17 protein-coding genes and 1 rRNA gene are annotated in these 19969 nt (G+C 57.4%); 10 read left to right on the plus strand and 8 right to left on the minus strand.

All coding sequences use genetic code 11. From position 1 onward, the window contains the following. The 3 genes from KO536_RS11030 to KO536_RS11040 form a co-directional block, all read right to left on the minus strand. Positions 1-244: ribosomal RNA gene (locus KO536_RS11030) — 16S ribosomal RNA — on the minus strand; the annotation flags it as partial. A 440-nt stretch (positions 245-684) separates the two neighbouring features. After that, the gene (locus KO536_RS11035) at positions 685-1905 is read right to left on the minus strand and encodes a CaiB/BaiF CoA-transferase family protein (protein WP_133074887.1); all 1221 of its coding nucleotides are present in this window, start codon (positions 1903-1905) and stop codon (positions 685-687) included. Between the two features lie 14 nt (positions 1906-1919). Beyond that, positions 1920-3101, minus strand: coding sequence for an acyl-CoA dehydrogenase (locus KO536_RS11040; protein ID WP_046809476.1), 1182 nt, complete (start codon positions 3099-3101; stop codon positions 1920-1922). A 158-nt stretch (positions 3102-3259) separates the two neighbouring features. On the opposite strand from KO536_RS11040, the gene KO536_RS11045 reads away from it, so the two are divergent. From KO536_RS11045 to KO536_RS11090, 10 genes are all read left to right on the plus strand, one after another. Then, positions 3260-4156 carry a LysR family transcriptional regulator gene (locus KO536_RS11045; RefSeq protein WP_219261954.1) on the plus strand — a complete coding sequence of 299 codons (897 nt, stop codon included), beginning with the start codon at positions 3260-3262 and terminating at the stop codon, positions 4154-4156. Positions 4157-4591: 435 nt separating this feature from the next. Next, a complete protein-coding gene (locus KO536_RS11050; RefSeq protein WP_133074889.1) occupies positions 4592-5713 on the plus strand; it encodes a Re/Si-specific NAD(P)(+) transhydrogenase subunit alpha in 1122 nt (373 codons plus the stop codon). An 11-nt stretch (positions 5714-5724) separates the two neighbouring features. Then, positions 5725-6048 (plus strand): NAD(P) transhydrogenase subunit alpha, encoded by a 324-nt coding sequence (locus KO536_RS11055; protein ID WP_019826992.1) that lies wholly within the window; start codon positions 5725-5727, stop codon positions 6046-6048. Further along, on the plus strand, positions 6045-7481 hold the full coding sequence (locus KO536_RS11060) for an NAD(P)(+) transhydrogenase (Re/Si-specific) subunit beta (RefSeq protein WP_133074890.1): 1437 nt from the start codon (positions 6045-6047) through the stop codon (positions 7479-7481). Before KO536_RS11055 ends, KO536_RS11060 begins: the two co-directional genes overlap by 4 nt. 181 nt (positions 7482-7662) lie before the next feature. Continuing rightward, complete coding sequence (locus KO536_RS11065; protein ID WP_133074891.1) at positions 7663-9153, plus strand: acetyl-CoA hydrolase/transferase family protein; 1491 nt, start codon at positions 7663-7665, stop codon at positions 9151-9153. A 316-nt stretch (positions 9154-9469) separates the two neighbouring features. Then, positions 9470-9685: a DUF1127 domain-containing protein gene (locus tag KO536_RS11070; RefSeq protein ID WP_019826986.1), complete on the plus strand. Its 216-nt coding sequence runs from the start codon at positions 9470-9472 to the stop codon at positions 9683-9685. A gap of 301 nt (positions 9686-9986) precedes the next feature. Continuing rightward, positions 9987-10304 carry a DUF2388 domain-containing protein gene (locus tag KO536_RS11075; protein ID WP_133074892.1) on the plus strand — a complete coding sequence of 106 codons (318 nt, stop codon included), beginning with the start codon at positions 9987-9989 and terminating at the stop codon, positions 10302-10304. A 192-nt stretch (positions 10305-10496) separates the two neighbouring features. Further along, positions 10497-10790 (plus strand): DUF2388 domain-containing protein, encoded by a 294-nt coding sequence (locus KO536_RS11080; RefSeq protein WP_133074893.1) that lies wholly within the window; start codon positions 10497-10499, stop codon positions 10788-10790. A gap of 26 nt (positions 10791-10816) precedes the next feature. Continuing rightward, on the plus strand, positions 10817-11137 hold the full coding sequence (locus tag KO536_RS11085) for a DUF2388 domain-containing protein (protein WP_133074894.1): 321 nt from the start codon (positions 10817-10819) through the stop codon (positions 11135-11137). Then, a complete protein-coding gene (locus tag KO536_RS11090) occupies positions 11134-13095 on the plus strand; it encodes a DUF4105 domain-containing protein (protein WP_219261955.1) in 1962 nt (653 codons plus the stop codon). Before KO536_RS11085 ends, KO536_RS11090 begins: the two co-directional genes overlap by 4 nt. Before the next feature lie 14 nt (positions 13096-13109). Here KO536_RS11090 and KO536_RS11095 read toward each other — a convergent pair whose 3' ends face one another. From KO536_RS11095 to KO536_RS11115, 5 genes are all read right to left on the minus strand, one after another. Continuing rightward, complete coding sequence (locus KO536_RS11095; protein ID WP_133074896.1) at positions 13110-13985, minus strand: response regulator; 876 nt, start codon at positions 13983-13985, stop codon at positions 13110-13112. A gap of 77 nt (positions 13986-14062) precedes the next feature. Next, the gene (phoU, locus tag KO536_RS11100) at positions 14063-14824 is read right to left on the minus strand and encodes a phosphate signaling complex protein PhoU (protein WP_133074897.1); all 762 of its coding nucleotides are present in this window, start codon (positions 14822-14824) and stop codon (positions 14063-14065) included. 85 nt (positions 14825-14909) lie between these two features. Then, entirely contained in the window at positions 14910-15743 is an 834-nt protein-coding gene (gene pstB / locus KO536_RS11105; RefSeq protein ID WP_133074898.1) for a phosphate ABC transporter ATP-binding protein PstB, read from the minus strand. Between the two features lie 154 nt (positions 15744-15897). After that, positions 15898-17568 (minus strand): phosphate ABC transporter permease PstA, encoded by a 1671-nt coding sequence (pstA, locus tag KO536_RS11110; protein WP_133074899.1) that lies wholly within the window; start codon positions 17566-17568, stop codon positions 15898-15900. A gap of 15 nt (positions 17569-17583) precedes the next feature. After that, a complete protein-coding gene (locus KO536_RS11115) occupies positions 17584-19869 on the minus strand; it encodes an ABC transporter permease subunit (RefSeq protein WP_219261956.1) in 2286 nt (761 codons plus the stop codon). Positions 19870-19969 lie beyond the last annotated feature (100 nt).

The following is a 19969-nucleotide window of genomic DNA, read 5'->3' on the forward strand; positions in this document are numbered from 1 at the left end:
TAGCTAATCCGACCTAGGCTCATCTGATAGCGCAAGGCCCGAAGGTCCCCTGCTTTCTCCCGTAGGACGTATGCGGTATTAGCGTCCGTTTCCGAACGTTATCCCCCACTATCAGGCAGATTCCTAGGTATTACTCACCCGTCCGCCGCTCTCAAGAGAAGCAAGCTTCTCTCTACCGCTCGACTTGCATGTGTTAGGCCTGCCGCCAGCGTTCAATCTGAGCCATGATCAAACTCTTCAGTTCAAACATCTTTGGGTTTTTAAGAAACCCTAAACTTGGCTCAGCAATCGTTGGTTACATCTTTGATTTCTCGCGGAGTAACTTGTGATGCTGATAATCTTGTTGACTACCAGTCTGACTCCACAAGCACCCACACGAATTGCTTGATTCAGTTGTTAAAGAGCGGTTGGTTTAGCCTTCGCTGAACCGAGGTGCGCATTCTACAGCGTTACAAGCTGCTGTCAACACCTAATTTCCTGCTTCGATGACTTGAAGCTGACACTGCAAAACAATCCAACTCATTGATATTCAAGGAGTTTTCCGTTTCAACTGCGCCGGAAGTGGGACGAATTATAGGCCGCTAAAAATCCTAGTCAAGGGCTAATTGAGTAAAACTATCAATTAACTCCAAATACCCCTAATTACACCTATATAGAGGGGTGCTGACGCACCCCTCTATATAGCTACAGCACGCCAGACCGACGCAAACCCTCTACCACTCCCGCGTCCAACCCCAGCACCCGCTCCAGAACTTGCTGAGTATGCTCACCCAACAAAGGAGGCGCATTGCGATACTCCACTGGCGTTTCAGACAGCCGAATAGGGCTCGCTACCTGCGGCACAAGCCCCGCCAACGCATGCGGTAGATGCATCGCCAATCCGCGGGCACGCACCTGAGGGTCAGCAAATACCTGAGCCAGGTCATTGATCGGCCCACAGGGAACACCAACCGCCTCCAACTGCGCCACCCACTCAGCCGTGGTCTTGAAAACAGTTAACTGCCTGATAAGCGGCACCAACTCCGCCCGATTAGCAACACGCAGCTTGTTGGTAGCAAAGCGCGGATCCCCACCCAGCTCAGGCCGACCAGCCACTTCAGTAAATTTACGGAACTGACTGTCATTCCCTACCGTAAGAATGAAGTCGCCATCTGCCGTCGGAAAATCCTGGTAAGGCACGATATTCGGATGCGCATTGCCCAGGCGCTGCGGCGCTACGCCCGTAGTCAAATAGTTCATCGCCTGATTCGCCAGGCAAGCCACCTGCACATCCAACAGCGCCATATCTATATGCTGCCCGCCACCATCATGCTGACGATGAGCAAGGGCAGCCAGAATCGCCACTGCCGAGTAAAGCCCGGTCAAAATATCTGTCAGCGCAACCCCAACCTTTACCGGCCCCGCCCCATCATCACCTTCAGGCCGCCCCGTCAGGCTCATCAGACCGCCAAGGCCCTGAACCATAAAGTCATAACCTGCCCGCTTGGCATAGGGACCGGTCTGACCGAATCCCGTAATTGAGCAATAGATCAAGTCAGGATTCAAAGCCTTTAGTGACGCATAGTCCAGACCATACGCCTCCAGCCCCCCAACTTTGAAATTCTCGATCAGAATGTCCGACTTGGCCGCCAGATCACGAACCAGCCGCTGCCCTTCAGGCTTGGTGAAATCAATAGTGACCGACTGCTTGTTGCGGTTTGCAGACAAGTAATAGGCAGCCTCCCCCGTACTTTCTCCATAAGCATCCTTGAGAAAGGGCGGCCCCCAGGCGCGAGTGTCGTCACCATTGCCCGGGCGCTCCACCTTAATAACTTCGGCCCCAAGGTCGGCCAGTATTTGCCCGGCCCACGGCCCCGCCAGCACCCGAGACAAATCCAACACCCGCAAATGCGATAAAGCACCCATGAGCCGAGCTCCTGTTAATAGAACGCCTGAAGGCCGGTCTGTGCACGCCCAAGAATCAAGGCATGCACGTCATGAGTGCCTTCATAGGTATTCACAACTTCCAGGTTGACCAGATGACGCGCAACCCCGAACTCATCCGAGATACCGTTACCACCCAGCATGTCGCGAGCCATACGCGCAATATCCAACGACTTGCCGCATGAGTTGCGCTTCATGATCGAAGTGATCTCAACGGCCGCAGTACCTTCATCCTTCATCCGCCCCAGACGCAGGCAACCCTGCAGGGCCAGCGTAATCTCGGTCTGCATATCGGCCAGCTTTTTCTGGATCAACTGGGTCGCCGCCAAAGGCCGGCCAAATTGATGACGATCCAGCGTGTACTGACGCGCCGTATGCCAGCAGAACTCAGCAGCCCCCAGCGCCCCCCAGGAAATCCCGTAACGAGCCGAATTCAGACAGGTAAAAGGACCTTTCAGGCCGCGCACATCCGGGAAGATGTTCTCTTGGGGTACAAACACGTTATCCATCACGATTTCGCCAGTAATGGACGCACGCAAGCCAACCTTGCCGTGAATCGCGGGCGTAGTCAGGCCCTTCCAGCCTTTTTCCAGAACAAAGCCACGAATGTCGCCTTCATCATCTTTCGCCCACACCACAAACACATCGGCGATAGGACTGTTGGTGATCCACATCTTGCTGCCCGTCAGGCTATAGCCACCATCAACCGAGCGAGCACGGGTAATCATCGCGCCCGGGTCAGAGCCGTGGTTAGGCTCCGTCAGACCGAAGCAGCCAATCCATTCGCCAGATGCCAGCTTGGGCAGGTATTTTTGCTTCTGCGCCTCGGTACCGAACTCATTGATTGGCACCATCACCAAAGATGACTGCACGCTCATCATCGAGCGGTAGCCCGAATCGACCCGCTCCACTTCACGAGCTATCAGGCCATAGCTGACGTAATTAAGACCGCTACCGCCGTACTGCTCCGGAATCATCGCACCCAGCAAACCGGTTTCGCCCATTTCACGGAAGATCGCAGGGTCAGTCTTCTCATTACGGAAAGCATCAAGAATACGTGGCGCCAACTTGTCCTGAGCAAACTGCTCAGCACTGTCACGCACCATGCGCTCTTCTTCAGTGAGCTGCTGATCCAGCAACAGTGGATCAATCCAGTTGAAGCTTGCTTTACCCGCCATGAGAGAACCCTCGCGTAATAGATAAAATGTCGTGAGCCGATCCTAGGCCCCTTCTATATAGAAGGACAAACGAGGATTCAGCACCATCCTGTGATAATTTCTCACTCCGTAACTCTATAAATAGCCTTTTCTGACTTCGTTTAGTGAGGAAGCCGTACATGCGCCGCAAGATCCCTAGCACAACAGCCCTGATCAGCTTCGAAGCGGCAGCACGCCATGAAAGCTTTACCAAAGCGGCACACGAGCTTTCCCTCACTCAAGGGGCTATTTGCCGCCAGATTGCCAGCCTGGAAGAGTTCCTGAGCGTAGAGCTCTTCCGACGCTCTAAACGTGGCGTAAAACTGACCGAAGCAGGCCTTTCTTACAGCAGACGCATAGCAACCCAGTTGGATGCCGTGGAACGGGACACGCTGTCCGTCATGGGCCAACAGGGTGCCAACGTCATCGAGCTGGCTGTGGTGCCCACTTTCGGGACGCAATGGCTACTCCCTCGGCTCAAGGACTTTCAGCACCAGCATCCGGACGTCACGGTAAACCTGACCAACCGCACTCGCCCCTTTCTGTTTGCCGATACCGACTTTGATGCTGCCATCTACTTCGGAGATGCCGACTGGTCCGGAACATCGTCCTACCGCCTGATGGGTGAAAACCCGGTCCCCGTGTGCAGCCCCACATTATTGGGGGAACAGCAAAGCCTCACCCCGCAAGCGCTCTGCGAACTCCCCCTGCTGCAACAAACCACACGCCCCTATGCCTGGCGCCAATGGTTCAACGCGCAGGACATGAACGTACCTCGCGACATGACCGGGCCACGCTATGAACTGTTCTCGATGCTGGCCCAAGCCGCCATGCATGAAATGGGCGTCGCCCTTATCCCCCCCTTTCTGATTCAGCGAGAACTGGCCGAAAAACGCCTGGTGATTGCCAACGAGAGCACCCTGCTCAGCACCAAGGCTTACTACCTGATGATCCCAGAACGCAAAATCGAATCAGCTTCATTGCAGGCCTTTCGAGACTGGCTAGTCAATCAGGCCGCCACTTACAGCCAGATTTGAAAAACCGCATGGTCCAAACAAACTATGTAGTGATACATAAAAACACACTACATATGTACGTAAATGTCGCGTTTAAACACTCTGTACTTTGGTCTAACTGGACAAACCTGCAAGCCAGTAACCACGCGGCCTGCAGGGTATTTCTCAAAGTTATGCAGCGATAACCAAAAGAAATGTGAAAAAAACTCAGAAAACACTCAAATCCTCTGAAAGCCTCGTATTTAAAGGCATGCAGCCGATCATTGCGACATTCGGTCACTGCATGACTTGTAGTTAAAATCCCGTCGCCCTCCATAAGTCCTTGAAGGGTAAAAAAATTGCCAGCAGAATGCCCCGCCCCACCCATACTTTGGTGGGATCGTGCTGATCGGCCGCCCCAGTCGCACCATCCGTAGTGCGCTGGCTTTCTTATAAAGATCACGCAGGAGATATGACGTGCACATTGGTGTTCCTCTCGAGACCCATACGGGTGAAACCCGGGTTGCTGCAACCCCGGAAACCATCAAGAAGCTGATCGGCCAAGGCCATAAAGTGACTGTTCAAAGCGGCGCAGGTATCAATGCCAGCGTTATCGACAGTGCTTATGAAGCCGCCGGCGCAACTATTGGCAACGCTACAGATGCTTTCGGCGCAGAGCTGATTCTCAAGGTTGTCGCCCCAAGTGACAGCGAACTGGCCTTGATCAAGACTGGCACCGTGCTCATTGGCATGCTCAACCCGTTCAGCAATGAAACCATTGCCAAACTGGCCGAGCGCGGGATCACCGCTTTCTCTCTCGAAGCCGCTCCCCGAACCTCTCGTGCGCAAAGTCTTGATGTGCTGTCATCCCAGGCCAACATCGCCGGCTATAAAGCCGTCTTGGTCGCCGCCCACCACTATCCGCGCTTTATGCCGATGCTCATGACCGCCGCCGGGACCGTTAAGGCCGCTCGCGTACTGATTCTGGGCGCAGGCGTGGCTGGCTTGCAGGCGATCGCCACGGCCAAACGCCTGGGCGCAGTGATCGAGGCATCCGATGTCCGACCAGCCGTTAAAGAGCAGATCGAATCGCTGGGCGCCAAGTTCGTCGACGTGCCTTACGAAACCGACGAAGAGCGTGAGTGCGCCATTGGCGTAGGCGGCTATGCACGCCCAATGCCTGCCAGCTGGATGCAACGCCAGGCACAGGCTGTTCACGAACGCGCCAAGCAGGCTGACATCGTGATCACCACCGCCTTGATCCCGGGCCGTAAAGCTCCGGTACTGCTCAGCGCTGAAACCGTAGCCCAGATGAAACCCGGCTCGGTGGTCATCGATCTGGCTGCAGCCCAAGGGGGCAATTGCCCGCTGACCGTCGCCGACCAAGTAGTGGTTGAGCACGGTGTCACCATCGTCGGCCACACCAACCTTGCCGCAATGGTTGCTGCAGACGCCTCGGCGCTCTACGCCCGCAATCTGCTGGACTTCCTCAAGCTGGTCTTCACCCCCGAAGGACAGTTCCAGATCAACCTTGAAGACGACATCGTCGCCGCGTGCCTGATGTGCCGTGACGGTCAAGTCGTGCGCAAAAACGGCTGAGGATAAAAATAATGGAAGAGTTCATCTCCCCCGGTATCTACAACCTGATCATCTTCGTGCTGGCCATCTATGTGGGCTATCACGTGGTATGGAACGTGACACCTGCACTGCACACACCCTTGATGGCCGTCACCAATGCCATTTCAGCCATTGTGATTGTGGGCGCCATGCTCGCTGCCGCACTGACTGTTACCCCGCTGGGCAAAACCATGGGCACCCTGGCGGTCGCGCTGGCTGCCGTAAACGTATTCGGTGGATTTTTGGTCACCCGGCGCATGCTGGAAATGTTCAAGAAGAAAGCACCTAAAGCCAAAGAAGAGGTGCGCAAGCCATGAGCATGAACCTGGTCACTGTTCTGTATCTGGTTGCATCAATCTGCTTTATTCAGGCGCTCAAGGGCCTGTCGCACCCCACCACCTCACGTCGCGGCAACCTGTTCGGCATGCTCGGCATGGGCCTGGCGATCATTACCACGGTTGGCCTGATCTACAAGCTGGGCGCAGAGATCGCGACGGCTGGCATCGGCTACGTGATTGTCGGCCTGCTGGTCGGTGGTACTGCTGGCTCAATCATGGCTAAACGCGTCGAAATGACCAAAATGCCTGAGCTGGTCGCTTTCATGCACAGCATGATCGGCCTCGCGGCGGTATTCATTGCAATCGCAGCCGTGGTCGAACCGCAGTCCCTGGGTATCGTCAAACACCTGGGCGACGCTATTCCTGCAGGCAACCGTCTGGAACTGTTCCTGGGTGCAGCCATTGGTGCAATCACCTTCTCCGGTTCGGTGATCGCCTTCGGCAAACTCTCTGGCAAGTACAAGTTCCGCCTGTTTCAGGGCGCACCGGTACAGTTCAGCGGCCAACACAAGCTGAACCTGGTACTGGGCCTGGCCACGCTGGCACTGGGCATCACCTTTATGCTGACCGGCAACCTCAACGCTTTCGCGCTGATGCTGGCCCTGGCGTTTGTGCTGGGCGTGCTGATCATCATCCCGATTGGCGGCGCCGATATGCCTGTCGTGGTATCGATGCTTAATAGCTACTCAGGTTGGGCAGCAGCCGGTATCGGCTTCTCACTGAACAACTCGATGCTGATCATTGCCGGCTCGCTGGTAGGTTCTTCGGGTGCGATCCTGTCGTACATCATGTGCAAGGCGATGAACCGTTCGTTCTTCAACGTGATCCTCGGTGGTTTTGGTGGCGCAACAGACGCTGGCGGCCCAGCTGGCACGCAAGAGGCCCGTCCGGTCAAATCCGGCTCGGCTGACGATGCCACCTTCCTGCTGATGAACGCCGACACCGTGATCATCGTTCCAGGCTACGGCCTGGCTGTTGCCCGGGCACAACACGCGCTCAAGGAACTGACCGAAAAACTGACCCATCGCGGCGTCACCGTAAAGTACGCCATTCACCCGGTTGCAGGCCGTATGCCAGGTCACATGAACGTGCTGCTGGCCGAGGCCGAAGTGCCTTACGACCAGGTGTTCGAGATGGAAGACATCAACTCCGAGTTTGGCCAGGCTGACGTAGTGCTCGTCCTGGGCGCCAACGACGTGGTCAACCCGGCGGCCAAGAACGATCCAAAATCGCCGATCGCTGGCATGCCGATCCTCGAAGCCTATAAAGCCAAAACCGTCATCGTTAACAAACGCTCAATGGCCAGTGGCTATGCGGGCCTGGATAACGAACTGTTTTATCTGGATAAAACCATGATGGTCTTCGGCGACGCCAAGAAGGTTATTGAAGATATGGTTAAAGCTGTCGAGTAACATCTGGTATCAACGCAATATCGAAAACCCCGGCGCTGTCATGGCCGGGGTTTTTCTTTTTCCAAGGAACCCGACCAAAGGCTCTAAATCGGCCGCTGGCATTCGACCATGGTAGCGGGACGAAAGGCTCTGAAAATGAATAGACTGCGCCTCTTGCTTCCGTTGCCCGAGATAACAATCCATGTACCGTGAACGTATTCGCCTGAACTCCCTGCACGATAAGGTCATGAGCGCCGAAGAAGCCGCCGCCCTTATCCAAGACGGCATGACCGTCGGCATGAGCGGTTTTACCCGTGCCGGTGAAGCCAAAGCCGTCCCTCAGGCCCTGGCTGAGCGTGCCAAAAAGTCGCCGCTGAAAATCACCCTGATGACCGGCGCAAGCCTGGGCAACGACCTTGACAAGCAATTGACCGAAGCCGGTGTACTGGCACGTCGCATGCCATTCCAGGTGGACAGCACTTTGCGCAAGGCGATCAACGCCGGCGAAGTGATGTTTATCGATCAGCATTTGTCCGAGACCGTAGAGCAACTGCGCAACAATCAGCTCAAGCTGCCGGACATCGCAGTGATCGAAGCTGTAGCCATTACCGAGCAAGGCCATATCGTTCCGACGACTTCCGTGGGCAACTCCGCCAGCTTCGCGATTTTCGCCAAACAGGTGATCGTCGAGATCAACATGGCGCACAACCCGAACCTGGAAGGCCTGCACGACATCTATATCCCGACTTACCGCCCGACGCGCACGCCGATCCCGCTGGTGAAGGTCGACGATCGCATCGGCAGCACCGCAATCCCGATCCCGGCAGAAAAAATCGTCGCCATCGTGATCACCAACAAACCTGATTCGCCGTCCACCGTGTCCGAGCCTGACAGCGAAACCGACGGTATCGCCTTCCACCTGATCAACTTCCTCAAGCAGGAAGTCGAAGCTGGCCGGATGACCAACAAGCTCGGTCCACTGCAAGCGGGTATTGGCAACATCGCAAACGCGGTGATGTGCGGCTTGATCGACTCGCCGTTCGAAGATCTGACCATGTACTCCGAAGTCCTGCAGGATTCGACCTTCGACCTGATCGACGCCGGCAAGATGAGCTTCGCTTCGGGCAGCTCGATCACATTGTCGGAGCGTCGCAACTCGGACGTGTTCGGCAATCTGGAGCGCTACAAGGACAAACTGGTGTTGCGCCCGCAAGAGATCTCCAACCACCCTGAAGTGGTTCGTCGTCTGGGCATCATCGGCATCAACACCGCGCTGGAGTTCGACATCTACGGCAACGTCAACTCCACTCACGTCTGCGGTACGCGGATGATGAACGGTATCGGCGGCTCGGGCGACTTCGCCCGTAACGCACACCTGGCGATTTTCGTGACCAAGTCGATTGCCAAGGCAGGCGCGATCTCCAGCGTTGTACCAATGGTCAGCCACGTCGACCACACCGAGCACGATGTCGATATCCTGGTGACCGAGCAGGGCCTGGCCGATCTGCGTGGCCTCGCGCCGCGTGAGCGCGCACGCGTCATCATCGACAACTGTGTTCACCCGGACTTCCGTGAAGCCCTTAATGACTACTTCACCAAGGCCTGCGCGATTGGCGGCCACACGCCACACATCCTGCGTGAAGCCCTGAGCTGGCATATCAACCTGGAAGAAACCGGAAAAATGCTGCCGTAACCCGCGAGCTAGAGAGCCGCTGACGTAAACACGTTTTGTCAGCGGCTTTTTATGCCCTTAATTTCAAAAACTGTACTGCTGTACTGGTCATTTCCCGCCTTCAACACACTCTTTCACGGCCACTTTTGCCAATTTCGCACCACTTAGGTGCGGACAGGTACAGTTACGCGTATTTGTGCCCGTACAGCGCGCATAAACAGTTAACTGGCCCATTGCAATACAGGTGAACTGTATCTAGAGACACTGGACAAAGAGGAGGATCATTGGCATCAGTTAAACCACTAGCCAATGCCGCCATAAGCGGAAGGATGACACCATGGAACGTACACTCAGTTCCGAACTGTTCAGCGAAAGCAACTCTGTAAACACCCAGGCTTCCATGCCTTTGCGCGTTCTTGCCAACCTGATGTTGTGGCAGCGCCGCATCTCCAGCCGCCATCAATTGGCTCGACTGGACTCGCGTCTTCTGGCTGATGCCGGTATTAGCGAAGCACAGCGTTACGAAGAGCTGAGCAAGCCGTTCTGGCGCTAACTTGCGCTCGCTGGCCCTGACCACCGGTCCACCGCCAGCAACCTGAATTGAAAAAACAGAACCCGTCGCGGATTACCGCTGACGGGTTTTGTCGTTTATGGACCACGGTTTCAAGCCTTGGCATAAAGACAGGTACAGTTTTAAATAATAAAAAAACAAACAGGTACAGTTATCAAAATGCCTGATCTAGAGCACTTCACCTACAGTACCCACCAAAACGTCCTATGCCTGACGCAACCCTGAGCCTACTATTCGGTCCATAAGCGTCTATTTTCATACGTTCATATTCAGGAGTCTCACCATGTCCACACTTCGCCTACTCAGCGCGGCGGCACTGCTGGCCGTTGCAGCCAGCGCCAACGCCACAAGCTTCATCGTCACGACCGATGGCATTGTGGGCACCCTAAAGGCAACGTCCGATCTGACATCGGATGCCACAGGTTCGTTTCGTGACAACAAAATCGTACGCGCAGCCCGTGATGACGCTGCCAGCTTTGTTGCCAGCGAAGGCACCATTCGCGGGGTAAAACTCGAAAGTGCGTTCGAAGCCATTCGCCAGCAAGCCCCGCAATTGCAGGCCACCGATGCACAGCTGGCCCAGGCCATTCTGACGATCTGAATGTAAGTGACACCATAACGGGTCAGCTCTTTTGGGAGCGGGCTTGCTCGTGATGCAGGCGGCGCGGTCATTCAGTTGAGCCGCGTCGACACCATCGCGAGCAAGCCCGCGCCCACAAAGACGCCCCCCCGCGCTGGCCCTGCCCAGACCATTACGCTAGCCTTGGCTCTCATTCAAACAGCCTCGAGACCCATGCGTTTTTCCTTATTAGCTCTTCTTGCACTCAGCTGGACTCAATCAGCCAACGCCTTCGACATGACCACCCAGAATGTGGTGCTCAGTGGTTACGTCACCAGTAAAGTGACGTCCGCGCCTTTTGATCACAAACTGATACGTGCCGCCCAGGATGATGCCGCCGTCTTTATTGCCAGTGATGGTCAGACAAGAGGAGCGCAGCTGGAGTCTGCCTTGCGCTATCTGCGCCAGAACACGCCAAAATTGAGTGCCAGCGACCTTGAACTGGCACAGACAATTCTCGTCCAATAAATACCCGCTTTTCCTGGAGATACTTCATGCGCAGCCCTTTAATTGTCGCCACCCTTGGCTTTTTGCTACTCGCCGATGTAGCGCAAGCACAAACCGTTGTGCAGACCAGCAACATCATCGTGCGCGCCTTTGGTCGCACCATCGATTTCACGTCCGACACCACGACCTCCATCCGCGACTCTAAAGTCGTGCGTGAAGCCCACGACGACGCGGCTACCTTTGTCGCCAGCCAGGGCGATATCCGCGGCGTGCAACTGGAAGCAGCCTTCAGCACCCTGCGTGACCGCGTGCCTGAAGCCCGCAACGCCAGTGACCAGGATCTCGCCGAAGCCATCCTCGCACTGTGAGGTCGCTAACGCGCTGGCTCGCAGCCTGTGGCCTGCTGCTGATCACCAGCAGCGCCCAGGCCGCGCTGCATCTGCAACTCAAGACCGAAGGCCTGAGCCCGGCCGAGCAACAGGCCAGTCAGGCCTTGCTGGATGAGGCCATGCAGAGCCTGCCACCGCGTTTTATCGAGCAATTGGATCGGCAGATTCTGGTGGGCTGGACGGATGACATGCCCAGCAACGCCTACGGCCAGGCATCGCTGACCTCCGAGCTGGACCTCAATCGCACGCTCCTGGCAGGGCTGACCGATGGTTCGGCTGCCACCCAGCAGACCAACCGCCCCCACGGCACCGTGCGCCGTGAAATGCTCGCCACCGTCTTGCATGAACTCACCCACCTCTACGATCGCGCCCGACTCTGGCCCGCAGCCGAGCGCACGCTGATCCGGCGCTGTACCCGACAAAACAGCAACGCGGGCCTGATTGGCCTGCCTGATCAATGTCGCGGGCAGACCGAGCGCCGCTTCACCCTCAGTGATGATCCGCGCCTGCTCGACCTGGCCGGCTGGCAGCAATACGTGGGCCGCCGTGGCGAGCGCGAACAAGAAAACCACCAGGTCGTGCGCAGCCCCGATCTCTACGAAATCAGCAGCCCCAAGGAGTTTGTCGCGGTCAACATGGAGTACTTCCTCCTCGACCCGGCCTATGCCTGTCGCCGACCGGCACTGTATCGCTACTACAAAGAACATTTCGGCTGGGCACCCGCCGCCAGGGACGAGTGCCCCAAAGGCTTTGCCTTCCTAAATGCCGGCAACGATTTCGCCAAGACCCCGCTGGGTACCGTAGACCCGGAGCGGGTGTACGCGGTCGACTACCTGCTGGCCGAAGCCAATCAGGAATGGGCCAGCCGCTGGGGTCACAGCATGCTCCGTCTGGTGATCTGCGCCCCAGGTCGACCACGCGGCCCGGACTGCCGACTCGACTTGCAAGAACACCTGGTGCTGTCCTACCGGGCGTTCGTCAATGACGTACAGCTCTCAAGTTGGGACGGCCTGACCGGTGCCTACCCTTCGCGCCTGTTCGTATTACCGCTGGCTCAAGTGATCGACGAATACACCAAGACTGAACTGCGCAGCCTGGCTTCCGTACCGCTCAAACTGAGCCGCCCGGAAATCGAGGAAGTGGTTGAGCACGCGGCCGAGATGCACTGGAGCTATGACGGCGACTACTACTTCATCTCCAACAACTGCGCGGTCGAGACCCTGAAACTGCTGCGCAGCGGCAGCAACAATGCCCAGCTCAAGGGCCTGGACAGCATTGTGCCCAACGGTTTGCTTGAAGTACTCAAAGCCCGGGGGCTGGCGGATACCAGCGTGCTGGACGATCCCAAGGAAGCGCTGCGCCTGGGTTATCGCTTTGACTCCTACCGTGATCGCTACCAGGCGATGTTCGATGTACTCAAGACCCGCTTGCCGATCAAGCAAACCACCGTCGAAGACTGGTTGGCCCTGAACGCGGACGAACGCCGCCCGTGGATCGCGCAAGCCGACTTGCGCGCCAGCGCAGCCTTGTTGCTACTGGAGCAAGCCGGCTTTCGCCGACAACTGCTGCTGGCTCAGGATGAGGTCAAACAAAAGTACCTGGGCGCACGCGGGCTCAAGGATGGCGGCATGGACAAGGCCAACAAGACCCTGCAGGAAATTCTCGCCAGCAGCGGCTTTCTCAGCCGCCCGGCCGAGTTGCTCGGCAGCAATGGCTACGGCCTGCCCCAAACCAGGGAGTGGGAAATGCTCGAGTCCGAAAGCAGTCAGCGCCAGCAGCAACTGCTGCGCCTGACCACTGACCTGGACAAGGAAGTGCGCAGCCTGCTGGAGCCTTCCCGAGCCGCTGAAATTGCAGCGACTGAAGCCAACGTCAAACAGATTGGCGAACACCTGCGGGCGATCCACAAGGCATCGGGCGGGTTGCAGCTGCCCTGATCCACAAGGGCACTTCACGCACCCGGCACAAAATGCTTCTGTGCCGTGCCGTGTGCAATCAGTCGTGACAGGTAGTTCATTTTGTCGGCATCCTGATCGACAAAGCGGAAGGTCAGTTGCAGCCAGGCACTGTCCGGTTTTGGCTCATACGCCACGATGGCATGCAGATAACCATTCAAGCGCGCCACCTCGGCGCTCTCGCCCTGCTCAAGGTCCAGTACGGCGCTGTCCAGCACCTGAGGCAGCACGTCGCCGCGACGCACCACCAGCAGCGCCTCCTTAAGGCTCAGTGCCTTGATCACACACGTCTGTATACCGCTGGGCAAACGCAGTTGTCCTTGGCCACGGCTTGTCAGTGTCGGCGCGGGCACTGGGACCGGTCGCGGTGCAGGGGCCGCCGGTGCAGGGGCTACGACCTGCGCCTTGCCGCCGGTCAACGCATTGAGCGAATCATTGCCAAACGCCGAGTTCATGCGTGCCGGTGCGCTGGACATCACCGAGTCGAGCAACCCGGCCTTGGTGAACGCTTTCTTCACTTTGGACAGCAACTGCTCGTTGGTAAAAGGCTTGCTGACGAAGTCCGAAACCCCTGCCTGAATGGCCTGGATCACGTTCTCTTTGTCACCTCGGCTGGTGACCATGATAAAGGGCAACGTTTTCAGCCGGTCCTGCTCGCGACACCAGCTCAACAGCTCAAGGCCGGACATCTCTGGCATTTCCCAGTCGCACAGCACCAGATCGAAGGCTTCGCGGGTCAGCAGGGTCTGGGCTTTGCGGCCGTTGACCGCGTCTTCGATCCTGATACCCGGAAAATAGTTACGCAGGCAATTTTTAATCAGGTCACGAATAAACGACGCGTCATCCACCACCAGCACACTCACCTTGCTCATCGACTGCTCCTTGGATATGAACGCCCAAAAACCAAAACGCCCGGCAATGAGCCGGGCGCTTTTTAGATCAGGCTGTCTTATTTATCGTCAGGCGGCGGCGCAACATTAGCGCTATCCGCGCCGGTGCCCTGAACTTCTTCGCGCATGCGCTTGAGGCCCATGTGCCGCACGTCAGTACCGCGCACCAGATAAATCACCAGTTCCGAGATATTGCGGGCGTGATCACCGATACGCTCCAGCGAACGCAGCACCCAGATGATGCTCAGCACGCGCGAGATCGAGCGCGGGTCTTCCATCATGTAAGTGGCCAGCTCACGCAGCGCGGTCTTGTATTCGCGGTCGATGATTTTGTCGTACTGGGCCACCGACAGGGCGAGGTCGGCATCGAAACGGGCAAAGGCGTCCAGTGCATCGCGCACCATGTTGCGCACCTGATCGCCGATGTGACGCACTTCAACATAACCCCGCGGCGCCTCACCCTCTTCGCACAACTGGATGGCCCGGCGCGCGATTTTGGTCGCTTCGTCACCGATGCGCTCAAGGTCGATCACCGACTTGGAGATGCTGATGATCAGACGCAAGTCAGAGGCCGCAGGCTGACGACGGGCCAGAATGCGCAGGCATTCCTCGTCGATGTTGCGCTCCATCTGGTTGATCTGTTCATCAATCTCGCGCACCTGTTGGGCCAGGCCCGAGTCGGCCTCGATCAACGCGGTCACCGCATCATTGACCTGCTTCTCGACCAGGCCGCCCATCGCCAGCAGGTGGCTGCGCACGTCTTCGAGTTCCGCGTTGAACTGCGCGGAAATGTGATGGGTGAGGCCATCCTTTGAAATCATGGTTCTGCTCCGCAAAAGCTGTGAGCTGCGCGCTGTAAGCGGCTAGCCGAATTGTCGATACGTCGAACGGTCACTGCCGCTCAAACTAGCCATAGCGCCCGGTGATGTAGTCTTCGGTCTGCTTCTTGGCCGGGTTGGTGAACAGCGTGTCGGTGTCGCCGTACTCAACCATTTTGCCCATGTACATGAACGCCGTGTAGTCCGAAACACGAGCCGCCTGTTGCATGTTGTGGGTCACGATCACGATGGTGAACTTGGACTTGAGCTCATAGATCAGCTCTTCGACCTTCAATGTCGAGATCGGATCGAGTGCCGAGCAAGGCTCATCGAGCAGCAACACTTCGGGTTCTACCGCGATGGTGCGGGCAATCACCAGACGCTGTTGCTGACCACCGGACAGGCCCAGTGCCGATTCGTGCAGGCGGTCCTTGACCTCATCCCACAACGCCGCGCCCTTGAGTGCCCATTCAACCGCTTCGTCCAGAACGCGCTTTTTGTTGATGCCCTGAATCCGCAGGCCGTAGACCACGTTCTCGTAAATGGTCTTGGGGAACGGGTTAGGCTTCTGGAACACCATACCGACGCGACGGCGCAGCTCAGCGACGTCCTCGCCCTTGCGGTAGATGTTGTTGCCGTACAGGTTGATCTCGCCTTCTACGCGGCAACCGTCTACCAGATCGTTCATGCGGTTGAAGGTACGCAGCAGCGTAGACTTGCCACAGCCCGATGGACCGATAAACGCCGTGACCCGTTGCTTCGGAATATTCAGGGACACGTCGTACAGCGCTTGTTTTTCGCCGTAGTAAAGATTCAGGCCCGGCACTTCAATGGCGACTTCTTCGTTGTCCAGGTTCAAGCTTTGTTTGGTGCGACCCAAGGCTGACATGTTGATGCCGTGGGCTGAGGATTCATGCTGCATGGGTTACTCCATACGCTAAAAATTCGTTCCGGTTTTCAGTCACCGGGTTTCTTCTGTGGGGGCGGGCTTGCTCGCGATTCAGGCACCTCGGTTTCACGTTGAAACCTTACCGATACCATCGCGGGCAAGCCCGCCCCCACAGGTCATGTGTCTATCAGCTATCCAGCGCCTTGTACTTCTCGCGCAGGTGGTTACGAATCCACACCGCCGACAGGTTCAGGGTCGCGATGACCAGCACCAGCAGCAGCGCCGTGGCATAGACCAGCGGGCGTGCAGCTTCGACGTTCGGGCTCTGGAAGCCGACGTCATAAATATGGAAGCCCAAGTGCATGATCTTCTGGTCAAGGTGCAAGTACGGGTAGTTGCCGTCCAGCGGCAGCGACGGCGCCAGCTTGACCACGCCCACCAGCATCAGCGGTGCCACTTCACCGGCCGCACGGGCCACGGCGAGGATCATGCCGGTCATCATGGCCGGACTGGCCATCGGCAGCACGATCTTCCAGAGCGTTTCGGATTTGGTCGCACCCAACGCCAGCGAGCCTTCGCGAACGGTACGCGGAATGCGCGCCAGCCCTTCCTCAGTGGCCACGATCACTACCGGCACCGCCAGCAGCGCCAGCGTCAGTGAAGCCCACATCAAGCCCGGCGTACCAAAGGTCGGCGCAGGCAATGCTTCAGCGAAGAACAAGCGGTCTACCGAACCACCCAGCACATACACAAAGAAGCCCAGACCAAACACGCCGTAAACAATGGCCGGTACACCCGCCAGGTTGTTCACCGCAATACGGATCACCCGGGTCAGGGTGTTTTGCTTGGCATATTCACGCAGGTAAACCGCTGCCAGCACACCAAACGGCGTCACGATCACAGCCATGATCAACGTCATCATCACCGTGCCGAAAATGGCCGGGAAGATCCCGCCCTCGGTGTTGGCTTCACGGGGATCCTGGCTCAGGAACTCCCAGATGTTGCTGAAATACATGGCCAGTTTCTGCCAGCTGTTCATGGCGTTCGGCTGGTAGGCCTTGACCACTTTGCCGATGCCAATTTCCAGCTCTTTGCCGTTGGCATCGCGAGCCGTGAGGCTGTCGCGGTTGAACTGTGCGTGCAACTCACCCAGGCGGTCTTCGATGGCCTTGTAACGCGCATTCAGCTCGGCGCGTTCGGCTTCCATGTCGGCTTGTGCCTGCGGGGTCAGCTTGCCTTCCAGTTCCAGCTTGCGACCATGCAGGCGGATACGCTCCAGCCCGTAGTTGATCGCGCCGATGTCTTTTTTCTCAAGCTGGCTGAGTTGCGATGCCAGGTCATTCACACGTTTGACCCGGGCTTGCAGCTCTGGCCAGGCGGCGGCACCTTCTGCCACCACCTTGCCGTTTTCTTTCACGTTAACCAGATAACCGTAAAAGTTGCCCCACTCGCGGCGCTCAATGGCCATCAGCTCTGGCGGCGTGCTCTGGTTCGTCAGCCACTCGCCGACCACCCAGGTAAAGTCGTTGCCGTTCAAGTCACGGTTGCCGACCTTGATCAGCTCGCGAGTCATGAACTCCGGGCCCTGCTCAGGGACTGGCAAGCCCGCGCTTTTCAGACGCTCGCGGGGTACTTCTTCCTTTTGCACCACTTCGCCGACCACCAGGTGATTGGCATCACCCGGCACGTTGTACTCGGCGTGGATCAGATCGGCAGGCCAGAAGTGACCCAGGCCACGCACGGCGATCACCGACAGCAAGCCGATGGTCATGATGACGGCGATGGACACCGCACCACCGCTGATCCAGACGCCAGGAGCGCCGCTCTTGAACCAGCCTTTGAGGGAGTTCTGTTTCACAGACTTCTACCTTCCTTAAAGCGACGAATATTTCTTGCGCAGACGCTGACGGATCAGCTCGGCAAGAGTGTTCATGACAAAGGTGAACAGCAGCAGCACCAGCGCCGAGAGGAACAGCACGCGGTAATGGCTACCGCCTACTTCCGACTCCGGCATTTCCACCGCCACGTTTGCCGCCAAGGTACGCAGGCCTTCGAACAGGTTCATTTCCATGACCGGGGTGTTACCGGTGGCCATCAACACAATCATCGTCTCGCCGACCGCACGGCCCATGCCGATCATCAGTGCCGAGAAGATCCCCGGGCTGGCCGTCAGGATCACCACGCGGGTCATGGTTTGCCACGGTGTGGCACCCAGCGCCAGCGAACCCAGAGTCAGGCCACGAGGCACGCTGAACACGGCATCTTCAGCAATCGAGTAGATGTTGGGGATAACCGCAAAACCCATTGCCAGGCCCACTACCAGTGCGTTGCGCTGGTCGTAGGTAATGCCCAGGTCGTGGGAGATCCACATGCGCATGTCACCGCCAAAGAACCAGGCTTCCATATACGGGCTCATGTACAGCGACAGCCAGCCCACAAACAGCAGCACCGGAATCAGGATCATGCTTTCCCAACCATCCGGTACTCGCAGGCGGATCGACTCGGGCAGACGGCTCCAGGTGAAACCGGCAACCAAAATACCAATCGGCATCAACATCAACAGACTGAAGATCCCCGGCAGATGCCCCTCGACATACGGTGCCAGGAACAGACCGGCAAAGAAGCCCAGAATCACCGTCGGCATCGCTTCCATCAGCTCGATCACCGGCTTGACCTTGCGGCGCAGGCTCGGCGCCATGAAGTAAGCGGTGTAAATCGCGGCAGCTACGGCCAGTGGCGCAGCCAGCAGCATGGCGTAGAACGCAGCCTTCAACGTACCGAAGGTCAATGGCGCAAGGCTCATCTTCGGTTCGAAGTCCGTGTTGGCGGCGGTCGACTGCCAGACGTATTTAGGCTCGTCGTAGTTCTCGTACCAGACCTTGCTCCACAGCGCGCTCCAGGACACTTCCGGGTGCGGGTTCTTCAAGGTCAGTGGCAGCAGCTTGCCGCCCTCTTCCACGATGATGCGGTTGGCACGCGGCGACAACGCCATGATGCCAGGGCCTTCGGCAACTTTTTCGACCAACAGGGTGCGGTGCGCAGTGCTGTGGAACACACCGATCTCACCGGCCGCATCCAGGGCCAGGAAGCCCTTGCGACGCTGCTCGGCAGTGATTTCAACAATCGGCGAAGTGCCCATCTGGAAGCTGCGAATATGCTTGAAACGTTGTTCGCCATCCGGGTCGCGGGCCATGAACCACTGGCTCAGACCGCCCTTCGAATCACCAAAGATCAGCGAGATGCCACCCACCAGCTGCGTACTGGCAGTGATCTCGGTCGTTGCGTCATCTACCAGCGTGTAACGACCGTTGAGGCTCTTGTCGCGCAGGCTGAACACATCCACCAGGGCCCGATCGTTCACCACATACAACCACTGCTGACGCGGGTCGATGTAGAGCGCTTTAACCTGCTTGGTCATTTGCGGCAGATCGATGCGGGTCTCGGTGTTCGTGACCTCTTCGGTCATCATGTTTTCTTCGCGGGCCAACGACACCACATGCAACTGCGCGCCGGTTGAACCCGCCAGCACCAGCGTCGAATCGTTCACGCTGAGGTTAACGTGATCCAGTGCCCTGCCTTGCGGGTCCAGGACGACGGGCGTTTCACCGTAGGGGTACTCAACTGCAGGGGTGATGGTCTTTTTGTTGTCCGGGTAGCTGACGCGATAGGTGTGACGGAACACCAGCGCCTGGCCGTTGGACAAGCCCAGTACAACCACCGGATTACCCGGCTGATCCTCGCCCAACGAAGTCACTTGCGTGCCCGCTGGCAACGGCAAGTTGACCCGCGACAGCTCTTCGCCATTCTTCACATTGAAGAACAGCACCATGCCCTTGTCGGATACCCGCATGCCGACCTGATTCTGCTCCTCGACGGAGATCATCAAAGGCTTGCCGGCGTCCTGCATCCAGACCGGCGTAATCGCCTGCTTGGCATTCAGGTCGGCGCCCTGGAACAGTGGGTAAACCACATAGCCCAGGAAGAAGAAAATCAGGGTAATGGCGCCGAGCACGGCAAGACCGCCGATAAATACATACCAGCGGGTCAAGTGGTCTTTAAGCGCGCGGATGCGGCGCTTGCGCTGCAGTTCAGGCGTATTGAAATCAATGCGCTTGGGAGCGGATGTCGTAGTCATTGGGGAATTGGCCAGATCATTCATGCGCACACCCTAGCGGTCCTGTATGACAGAAAGATGACAAAGCAGTGACGCAAAAAATCCGCCGCCCAACGGTGCCGGCAGCGGAGTGAAAAATGAGATG

This window comes from Pseudomonas sp. NKUCC02_KPG, assembly GCF_019345465.1.
In the GTDB taxonomy this organism is placed as follows: Bacteria; Pseudomonadota; Gammaproteobacteria; order Pseudomonadales; family Pseudomonadaceae; genus Aquipseudomonas.